Annotated in this window: 7 protein-coding genes and 1 pseudogene; 6 read left to right on the forward strand and 2 right to left on the reverse strand. The window is 66.1% G+C overall.

Annotation, left to right across the window (positions count from 1 at the left end; genetic code table 11):
• Positions 1-75: 75 nt before the first annotated feature.
• A complete protein-coding gene (locus RHBS_RS29105; RefSeq protein ID WP_187298538.1) occupies positions 76-363 on the reverse strand; it encodes a hypothetical protein in 288 nt (95 codons plus the stop codon).
• 127 nt (positions 364-490) lie between these two features.
• The gene (locus RHBS_RS17755; RefSeq protein WP_237669354.1) at positions 491-1,093 is read right to left on the reverse strand and encodes an RDD family protein; all 603 of its coding nucleotides are present in this window, start codon (positions 1,091-1,093) and stop codon (positions 491-493) included.
• 204 nt (positions 1,094-1,297) lie between these two features.
• Between RHBS_RS17755 and RHBS_RS31605 the strand changes: the two genes are divergently transcribed.
• The 6 genes and pseudogenes from RHBS_RS31605 to RHBS_RS17780 all read left to right on the forward strand — a co-directional run.
• Positions 1,298-2,278 carry a transglutaminase family protein gene (locus tag RHBS_RS31605; protein ID WP_272913872.1) on the forward strand — a complete coding sequence of 327 codons (981 nt, stop codon included), beginning with the start codon at positions 1,298-1,300 and terminating at the stop codon, positions 2,276-2,278.
• A 14-nt stretch (positions 2,279-2,292) separates the two neighbouring features.
• Positions 2,293-4,685, forward strand: a pseudogene (locus RHBS_RS17760) (transglutaminase family protein).
• A 128-nt stretch (positions 4,686-4,813) separates the two neighbouring features.
• Positions 4,814-7,477 carry a circularly permuted type 2 ATP-grasp protein gene (locus RHBS_RS17765; RefSeq protein ID WP_121869963.1) on the forward strand — a complete coding sequence of 888 codons (2,664 nt, stop codon included), beginning with the start codon at positions 4,814-4,816 and terminating at the stop codon, positions 7,475-7,477.
• A complete protein-coding gene (locus tag RHBS_RS17770; RefSeq protein ID WP_121869962.1) occupies positions 7,477-8,376 on the forward strand; it encodes a transglutaminase family protein in 900 nt (299 codons plus the stop codon). Before RHBS_RS17765 ends, RHBS_RS17770 begins: the two co-directional genes overlap by 1 nt.
• 155 nt (positions 8,377-8,531) lie before the next feature.
• Positions 8,532-9,701 (forward strand): kinase, encoded by a 1,170-nt coding sequence (locus tag RHBS_RS17775; protein WP_121869961.1) that lies wholly within the window; start codon positions 8,532-8,534, stop codon positions 9,699-9,701.
• A gap of 49 nt (positions 9,702-9,750) precedes the next feature.
• Positions 9,751-10,487: AAA family ATPase (locus RHBS_RS17780; RefSeq protein WP_237669356.1), on the forward strand; the 737-nt coding region annotated here is incomplete at its 3' end.

The raw sequence follows: 10,487 nt of genomic DNA on the forward strand, positions 1-10,487 counted from the left end.
ACCCCACCGCAGGGCGGCTACCCGCCTCCCGGCTGGCTCACCCACCCCCGCCCGGGAACTATCCGCCGCAGGCAATTACCCACCGCAGGGTGGCGCACCCGGCGGTGGGTAATTGCCCTGCGGCGGATAGTTCCCGGGCGGGGGTGGGTAGCCACCGGGAGGCGGGTAGCCGCCCTGCGGTGGGTAGTTGCCCTGGGGTGGGTAGTTTCCGGGCGGAGGTGGGTATCCACCGGGAGACGGGTAGCCACCTCCTAGAGGCGGCGGGGTGTTTCCCGTGTTCGACGGGGGAGTGTTCGGCGTTTCGGGGCGGTCGGGATCGGATCCCTCGCCGGGACGCGGTTCGTCGTTCGAATTGTCGCTCACGTCGTTCTCCTGGTCTGTGGTCGGGACGAGTGGGGTACTTCAGGGCACCGAAGGCCCTGGAACACCGGAACGCAGACGAGCGGGCCTCCGCCGAACTACGGAGGTCCGCTCGTGCGTGGACGGGTTGTTACGAGACGCTGACGACCTGGGTTCCGCCGGCGAGCTCGTCGTGCTTGCCCTGCTTGGTGGGGCTCGAGTTGATCGTCACCGCGATGACGATGTACGCCACGATCACCAGGACGGTGCCGAGTAGCGGCACTACGTTCAGCAGCATGAAGGCGTTGCGCTTGGCCGCTTCGGCCTGAGTGGGCAGTCCGCCCGCTGCGCCGAGGGTGCGCAGGCCGAGGAGCTGCTTGCCGAGAGTCTGGCCGCGGGAGGACTCGAGCAGCGTGAAGTACGCGAAGCCGAGGAGGGCGGACGCGAGACTCAACAGCAAGGTTCCGAAGAACCCGCTCGGGAGAATCACGTACAGGACGAACTGGACGAGAGCGAGAATGAGCCCGTCCAGGAAGCGGGCCGCGAACCGTGATCCGAGGCTGCCGGGCTGCGCGCCGCCGGGCAGCTGCGAACCCATTCCGAATGCCGCGTTGCCGCCGACCGGCGGCGGTGGGTAGTTGCCCGGGGGTGGGTAACTACCGGGCGGCGGGTAACCGGACGCTGGATTCGTGGGGTACTGGGGTTGGTTCGGATCGGAGCCGTACTGCGGTCCGTTGGGTGAATTGTCGCTCACGAGATTCCCTTTGGTTGCAAAGTGTGGCGTGCGTCGAACGAATACTCGATTCTCGCTGAGCGAACCGCACCACGAAGAGGGTGTCAAGCACTACACGCCTGCCCGGTCGGCACATTTCGGACACGATTCCTCGCCGAGCGCACCGAGCCCGGTCCTACTAGGGTTGGGTGTTCTACATACCGGGACTATCACGAGGGGCTCGCCGTGGGCATCAAGGTTGCACTCGAACACCGCACCAGCTACAAATTCGACCGCACCGTCAAGATCTTTCCGCACGAGATTCGGCTGCGACCGGCACCGCACTCGCGTACCCCCATCGAGGCGTACTCGCTGAAGATCGAACCGGCCGAGCATTTCGTCAACTGGCAGCAGGACGTGTTCGGAAACTTCCTTGCTCGGGTGGTCTTCCCCGAGCGAACCGACCACCTGTCGATCACCGTCGGCCTCGTCGCGGACATGGCGTCGATCAACCCCCTCGACTTCTTCGTGGAGGAATGGGCCGAGCACTTCGGCTTCGCGTACGAAGAGCACGACCTTCCCGACCTCGAGCCGTACCTGCGCCCGGTGGACGAGGACAAAGCCGGATCCGGACCGGGCCCGGTGGTCTCGGCCTGGGTGGAGAAGCTGCAGGCAGCCGTCGTCGAACGCGGAGAGTCGTTGCGCACCATCGATTTCCTCGTGATGGCAAACCAAGCCGTCATGGGGGACGTCGGGTATTCCGTGCGCATGGAACCCGGAGTGCAGACCCCTGATCTGACCCTGACGTCCGCCGTCGGGTCGTGCCGCGACTCGGCGTGGTTGCTGGTGTCGGTACTGCGTCAGATGGGTCTGGCAGCGCGCTTCGTCTCGGGTTACCTGGTCCAGTTGTCCTCCGACGTCAAGTCGCTGGACGGCCCGTCCGGGCCGGTGGAGGACTTCACCGATCTCCACGCCTGGACCGAGGTCTATCTCCCCGGTGCCGGCTGGGTCGGGATGGATCCGACCTCGGGCCTGTTCGCCGGCGAAGGCCACATTCCACTGTCGGCGACGCCGCACCCCTCGACTGCCGCCGCCATCTCCGGTGCGACGAGCAAGTGCAAGGCCGAACTCGACTTCTCGAACACCGTCGTCCGCGTCCACGAGGACCCGCGAACGACGTTGCCCTACACCGCCGAACAGTGGGAGTCGATCAAGGCGACAGCATGAAGATCGACAAGCGGATGCTCGATCAGGACATTCGGTTGACCGTCGGCGGCGAGCCCACATTCGTCGCGATCGAGAATCAGGAAGCGCCCGAGTGGAACACCACGGCCGACGGCCCACACAAGCGCAAGCTGGCAAGTGTTCTCGCCGAACGGCTTCGCACCATCTACGCACCCGACGGTCTGGTACAGCGCAGCCAGGGCAAGTGGTACCCGGGCGAGCCGCTACCGCGGTGGCAGGTGGGATTGTTCTGGCGCACCGACGGTCAAGCCCTGTGGCACGACTCCGACCTGATCGCCGATCCCTGGTTGGCGGAGGACCTGCGCCCGGAACCGGTCGACAACTCGGCGTCGCAGGAACTGATCGACGAGTTGGTCAAGGCGCTCGGACTGCCTGCCTCACAAGCGCGTCCCGCCTACGAGGACCCGTTGGTGAAGCTGTTGGACCTGGTTCGCCAGCCCTACGGTGACCCGCCCGCCGACGACGAGGACCTCGAACCGGGAGCCGATTCCGCGGACGCCAGAAAACAACTGCTCGAACGCTCGATGCCAGCACCGACGAGCCTGCCGCATTCGTGCTGCCCATCTCGCGCACCGCGGACGGGTCCGGCTGGGAGAGCTCGGACTGGAAGTTGCGCCGTGGCCGAATAGTGTTGCTGGAAGGCGATTCTCCCGCGGGTCTGCGTTTGCCGCTCCGGGCGATCTCCTGGGACGGCGGACCGGTCGAGAATCCGGCCGACCCCACCGCTCCCAAGCCGGATCTGCCTACACCGCAGCTGACGCAGCAACCGCCGCGTGCGGTGAACCCGGCCGAGTCGCGGTACGCGCAGCTGGTCAACGAGACGTCCGGGGTGGGCGGAACCGCCGTCACCGCGCTGGTCGCCGAGGTCCGTGACGGCGTCCTGCACGTGTTCATGCCGCCGATGGATCGGTTGGACGATTTCGTCGACCTCGTCTCACGCGTCGAGAAGGCGGCCTCGACCATCGACACCCCCGTCGTGATCGAGGGATACGGCCCGCCGTCGGATCCGCGTATTCAAACCCTCACCGTCACACCGGATCCCGGTGTGATCGAAGTCAACGTGCAACCGACCTCCTCGTGGGCCGAACAGAACGACCTGATGGAGCGTCTCTACCTCGAGGCTCGCCAGTCCCGGTTGAGCACCGAAGGATTCGACAACGACGGCACCACCCGCGGAACCGGCGGCGGCAACCACATCACTCTCGGCGGCGTGACGCCCGTCGATTCACCCGTTCTGCGTCGACCGGACCTGCTGGTGTCGCTGCTCACTCACTGGCAGCGCCACCCGTCGCTGTCGTACCTGTTCTCGGGCCGCTTCATCGGCACCACGTCGCAGGCACCTCGCGCCGACGAGGGCCGGGAGGAATCGCTCTACGAGCTCGAGGTCGCATTCAGTGAGATCGAGCGACTGACCGGGGCCGACCGATCGGCGTCGCCCTGGATCGTCGACCGAGCGCTGCGGCACCTGCTCACCGACATCACCGGCAACACGCACCGCGCCGAGTTCTGCATCGACAAGCTCTACAGTCCCGACTCCACTCGCGGCCGACTGGGACTGCTCGAACTGCGCGGGTTCGAGATGCCGCCGCACCATCAGATGGCGATGGTGCAGTCACTGCTCGTGCGATCGATGGTCTCGCGGTTCTGGGACACCCCGCTGAAAGCACCTCTCATCCGGCACGGTGCCAACCTGCACGGTCGGTACATGTTGCCGCACTTCGTCATCAACGATATCGGTCGTGTCGTCGAGGACCTCCGTGAGCACGGCATCGATTTCGACACCAGTTGGCTCGATCCGTTCACCGAGTTCAGGTTCCCCCGAATCGGTACCACCGTGGTCGGTGACGCCGAGATCGAATTGCGGGGTGCAATCGAGCCCTGGAACACCCTCGGCGAAGAATCGACGTCCTCGGGCACCGCGCGGTACGTGGACTCCTCGGTGGAGCGAATCCAGGTTCAGGTCGCCGGAGCCGACGCGGGCCGATACATGGTGACGTGCAACGGGGTGCCGGTGCCGATGTTGCGCACCGAGCGTCAGGACGTTCAGGTCGCCGGTGTGCGCTACCGCGCCTGGCAGCCGCCGAGTGCTCTGCACCCGACGATCGAGGTACAGAGTCCACTTCGTTTCGACCTGGTGGAAATGCAGACAGGACGCGCGGTCGGCGGGTGCTCGTACCACGTCGTGCATCCGGGAGGGCGTTCGTACGAGGGGCCTCCCGTCAACTCGGTGGAAGCCGAAGCACGCCGCAACGGCCGCTTCGAGGAGGGCGGGTTCACCTCGGGGAAGGTGGACGTAGCAAGATTGCTCGAGATGCACGCGCGCCAAGCGATCGATGTGTCCGCGCCCGGCATGCTCGACCTGCGCCGGACCGGAGTCATCACGTCCTGACGCGCGACTGCACAGGAGAACGAGTCGACCGGTAGCGATCTCGGTCCGACGCGTATCGGGCGGTTCCGCAGGTAGCGGATCCGCTCGGCGGCGGAGTGTGATCGACCGACGGAAGGAACAACGGCTCGATGGTGCCCGTGGATACCACCCTGAGTGGAGCCGGCAGGAACGAAGATGTTTCGAGTGGAGCCGGGTCGTCGTGGCTCGCGTATCGCGGTCGACGCGAGGCCGTGACCGGTCGCGTCGATCGGTTCGACGAGATGCTCGATGCCGACGACGCCGTCCGTCCGCATTGGGCGGAGTTGGTCGACGGGATGCGTGAGGCCGGCCCGGGTGCCATGCAGACGTTGCAGTCGCGGGTGAGCCGTCTGGTCGACGACCATGGCATCACGTACAACCCGATTCCGTCGGGTGGCAGCGAAGCGCTACCCAGTGCTGTTCGGTGGGGGCTGGACAGTGTTCCGTTGGTTGTCGCGGCCGACGAGTGGGATCGTCTGGAAGCCGGTTTGGTTCAGCGGTCGATGCTGCTCGATGCGGTGCTCACCGACATCTACGGTGCCCAGGAAACCGTTCGTCGGGGTTTGATTCCGCCGGAGCTGGTCTTCGGTAACCCGGGTTATCTGCGGACGGCGCACGCGATCACCATTCCGGGGCCGCATCAGTTGTTCATGCATGCCGCCGATGTCGCCAGAGGTTCCGACGGCGAGTTCCGAGTCATCGCCGACCGCACGCAGGCGCCGTCGGGAGTGGGGTACGCGCTCGCCGATCGGCGAGTGATGTCGCGCGCGATGCCCGAGTTGTTCCAGGCGAGCAATCCCAGGCCGCTCTCGACGTTCGCTCGCGCGGTGCGGCTGGCGCTTCGTGATGCGGCACCCGCATCGGCCGAGAATCCGGTCGTGGTGGTGCTCAGTCCTGGTTCGCACTCCGAGACTGCATTCGATCAGGCTTATCTCGCAACGGTTCTCGGTTTTCCTCTCGTGGAGAATGCCGATCTCGTGGTCCGTGACGGCTGTCTGTGGATGCGGTCGCTCGGCAAGCTGCGGCGGGTGGATGTGGTGCTGCGCCGAGTCGACGCCGAGTTCGCCGACCCACTCGATCTACGCCCGGATTCGCACCTGGGGGTCGTCGGTCTGGTCGAGGTGCTGCGGCGCGGGGCCGTGAGCGTGGTGAACACCCTCGGTAGCGGTGTGCTCGAGAACCCGGCTCTGCTTCCGCTACTTCCGGCGTTGAGCCGTGGCCTGCTGGACGAGGATCTGATTCTCGGTTCGGTGCAGACCTACTGGGGTGGTGACCCCAATCAGCTTTCGCACATCGGCAGCCGGATGCGTTCGCTGGTGCTGCGGTCGACCACCTCGCGTCGGACGGTGGTGGGGCACGATCTCACCGACGTCGCAGCCAGGGAGCTGTGGAATCGAATCGTTGCCGAGCCGTGGAAGTGGACCGGGCAGGAGGTCCCCGAGTTCTCGTTGGCTCCGGTCGGTTCGTCGATCGACGGCGGGTCGGGTTCGCAGTTGTCGGTGGCCCCCGCGCAGGTGGGGATGAGGTTGTTCACGGTTGCGCAGCGGGGTGGGTACACACCGATGCGCGGCGGCCTGGGGCAGGTGGTGCTCACCGCGCCGGTCACCGAGCCGCTCATCACGGTGGCGTCGAAGGACGTGTGGGTCAAGTCGGTGGAACGGGTCACCCCGGCCGACTCCGCGCCGCACACCCCGCCCGCCACGGTGGAGGAGTTGCCGCAGTACGCCGCGTCCAACGTCGATGTCGTCAGCTCCCCGCGTGTACTCGGCGACCTGTTCTGGTTCGGCCGCTACAGCGAGCGCGCCGAGGACATGACTCGATTGCTCATCGCCGCGCGCGAACGCAATCAGGACTACCGCTCGATGCCGTGGCTCGAAGGCAGCGACAGTCTGCCGATCCTTCTCGAAGCGGTCACGAAGGTCTCGCGCACCTGGCCGGGGTTTCTCGACGAGAAGAACCGCGGCGACGCGACCGTGGAAATGCGGTCGTTGATGCTCTCGACGGGACGGATGGGGTCGCTGGCGCAATCGGTGGACCGGATGCAGCAAGCGGCGCGCGCGGTGCGCGACCAGCTCTCGAACGACACCTGGGCGGTGCTGAACCGCATCGACACCGCGCTCGAGGAGTTGGCCGAGTCGCCGGTTCACAACGGCGCGCAACTGGCGTCGTCGCAGTCGAGTGTGTTGCGTGGTCTGCTCGCGCTGGCCGGCTTGGCGTCGGAGTCGATGGTGCGAGACGCGGGCTGGTACCTGATGGACGCCGGTAAACGTATCGAGCGCGGTCTGCAGCTGACTTCGCTGCTCTCGGCCACACTGAGCCACGCTCTCACTCCGTCCACCGAACAGGCGGTCATCGATTCGGTGTTGTCCGCGGCCGAGTCCTCGGTGATCTACCGCAGACGCAACAGTGGGCGCGCGCGTCCGGCAGCCGTCGCGCAGCTGTTGCTGTTCGACGAGGGCAACCCTCGAGCGTTGGTCTACCAGCTCGATCGGCTTCGGGACGACCTGGGTTCGTTGCCCGATGCCTCGGGTACGTCGCGGCCCGAGCAGCTCGTCGAGCAGATGCGGGTGCGGTTGCGTCGGGTCGACCCGGGCGATCTGGAATCGGTCGACGCGAACGGTCGACGGGTGGAGTTGCTCGAGCTGGTGGACGGCATCCACGACTCACTCGAGGAACTGTCTCGCGTCGTCCTCGCCACGCACATGTCGTTGCCCGGTGGCACGCAGCCGCTGTGGGGCAGCTCGAACGTCCGAACTGCGAACGGGGTGCGGTGATGAGTCGTCGGTACCGAATCAAGCACATCACCACCTACACGTACTCCGACCGCGTGACCTCGTCCTACGGGCGCGGATTCCTCGCGCCGCGCGACATGGACGGGCAGCACTGCGTGGAGAAGTCGGTCACGGTGGAGCCGGCACCCACCGATCAATCCTTCGGCGTTGACGTCTACGGCAACGAGGATGTGTACTTCCACGTGACGCACGACCACGAGAAGTTGGTGGTGACGGCGGATTCGCTGGTGGAGGTGTATCCGCGCCCGGCGGACGAGACCACGTCGTGGCCGGCGACGGCATCCTGGGAGTCCGCTCGGATGGCTCTGTTCGGTGCGAACGTGCCTGCAGATCCGGCTCGCGCGTCGGCTGTGGAGTTCGCTCTGGATCTGCCGACCCCGGAGATCACCGACGAGGTACGCGCCTACGCTGCACCCAGCTTCTGGCCGGGTCGTCCCCTCGCGGACGTCATCGTGGATCTGACGCATCGGATCTTCACCGATTTTCGCTACCTCTCCGGCTCGACGACGGTCTCGACCACTGTGGTCGACGTGCTGGCCGCGCGATCGGGAGTGTGTCAGGACTTCGCTCGGCTTGCCATCGCGTGCCTGCGGTCCCAGGGACTCGCGGCGCGATACGTCTCGGGTTATCTCGCAACCGAACCTCCGCCCGGCAAGGAGCGGATGATCGGGGTCGACGCGACCCACGCGTGGGCTGCGGTGTGGATGCCGAACGATCGTTGGCTCGCCTTCGATCCCACCAACGATCAGCTGGTCGACGAGCGGTACGCGACCGTGGCGTGGGGACGCGACTACGCCGACGTACCTCCACTGCGAGGGGTGATCTACACCGAAGCGGAGGAGAGCACCATCGCCGTATCGGTGGACGTTGCACCGCAGTAGCGAACCCGGCATAATTCGGTCGCTCGGAGGTAACCGACCACCTGGTCGAATCTATGGATGTGGACCGATCAACACCGCAAAACGGACAATCGTGTCTCATTCGTAGTCGTCGACACAGCACAGCAGAACGCAGCGAACGGGTAGCTTGGACATCGATGACCGCAACACTGGCAGACCCTGTATCAGAGGTAGTAGCAGCAGCTCAGCGACTCCTCACCAAACGCACCGGAGCGCCGGTGACGTTGATCGACCCGGTGAATCTGGGGGGTAGCGGCCAAGCGGTCGTGTTGCGAGTCCGAGTATCCGAGAACCCGTTTCAACTGCCCCGCACCCTGGTGATCAAGCAGGTTCGCGACCTCCCCGCCGAATCCGAGCTGCACGCCGAGCTCGCCGACATCCCCGGTTCCAGCGCCTTCCTACGTGAGGCAGCGTCGTACCAGTTCGCCAACGCTCTGGCCACGGACAGCAGGCCCGGACCCGAGCTGCACGCCTACGATCTCGATGCGCGGCTGCTGGTGCTCAGCGATCTCGGCGACGCCAGTCCCATCACCACTCTGTTGCGCAACTCGGACGAAGCCGCGGTGACCAATTCCTTGATGGCCATGGCGCAGGCGCTCGGCCGCATGCATGCCGCCACCGTCGGCCGCGAGGACGACTTCGCCGCTCTGTTGCGCCGGGTGGGGCAACCCGACTCCACCGACGGGATCTCCGCCCAGATACCCGACGCGCTCGCCGAGGTTCCCGGCCTGTTGACCGATCTCCTCGGCGTCGGAACGACCCCGGATGCGATTCTCGAGCGCGTCTCTCGCAGCGGACGACTGTTCGCGCACGGAGCTTTCCGCGCCTTCAGCCCGTCCGACCTGTGCCCCGACAACATCATCGTCAACGACGAAGGCGTACGGTTCCTCGACTACGAGTGGGGCGGATTCCGCGACGCCACCCTCGACATCACCTATGCGTTGGCGTCCTTCCCCGGTTGCCTGTGCAGCTTCGAGCTCTCGCACGACCGCGAGCAGGCGATGATCGACGCGTGGCGCTCGGAAGTGGTGGGCATCTGGCCCGCGTTGGCCGACGACACCACGCTGGCGAGCAAGATCCTCGACGCACGTTTGATCTGGGTATGGCTGAGCACCTACTGGTTCCTGCCCGACGACCACACTCGCATCGCAGCGGCGCGTGCTCACCATCTGTCGGTTCCGCGGTCGCAGGCATTGATGTCGCGGTGGGCGGCGTTGGCGGACAGTGCTGCGCGCCTCGGCGAGACCGGTATCGCCGAGTACGCGACATCGGTCGGCACCGCTCTGCGTACCAAGTGGGAGCGGTAGCCACGACGTCGTTCGCATTTTTCGCAGCGCGATCGGTAGCGTTCGACCGGTGAGCGGCGGCATCGGCAGTGACATCTCGGGGAGCGACGAGTTCGGCGACGACGGACTCTTCGACACGCCTGCGGCACCGGAGGCGACGATCGCCGAGTCCCGTCCGACGTCCACCTACATCAGGCCCGACGCACCGCTGGCGGTGCGAATGCGTCCGACGACCCTCGACGAGGTGGTCGGGCAGTCTCATCTGCTGGCTCCCGGCGCACCGCTGCGCCGTCTCGTCGAGGGTTCCGGAGCGTCCTCGGTGATGCTCTACGGTCCACCGGGAACCGGCAAGACGACGCTGGCCTCGCTGATCTCGGGGGCGACCGGACGCAAGTTCGAGGCGCTGTCGGCCCTGTCGGCCGGCGTCAAGGAAGTGCGCAACGTCATCGAACTGGCACGACGTCGACTGCTCTCGGGCGAGCAGACGGTGCTGTTCATCGACGAGGTGCACCGGTTCTCCAAGACACAGCAGGATGCACTGCTCGCTGCCGTCGAGAATCGGATCGTGTTGTTGGTGGCTGCGACCACCGAAAACCCGTCGTTCTCGGTGGTGTCTCCACTGCTGTCCCGATCGTTGGTTCTGCAGTTGCAGCCGCTGGGGTCCGAGGATATCGAGTTGTTGCTCACTCGCGCCGCCAACGATCCGCGCGGCCTAGACGGTGCGGTGACCATCGCCGAGGACGCAATGGAGCACCTGGTGCGTCTCGCGGCCGGTGACGCCCGCCGAGCGCTGACGGCCCTCGAGGC

The organism is Rhodococcus sp. BS-15 (assembly GCF_000813105.1).
Taxonomy (GTDB): Bacteria; Actinomycetota; Actinomycetes; order Mycobacteriales; family Mycobacteriaceae; genus Rhodococcoides.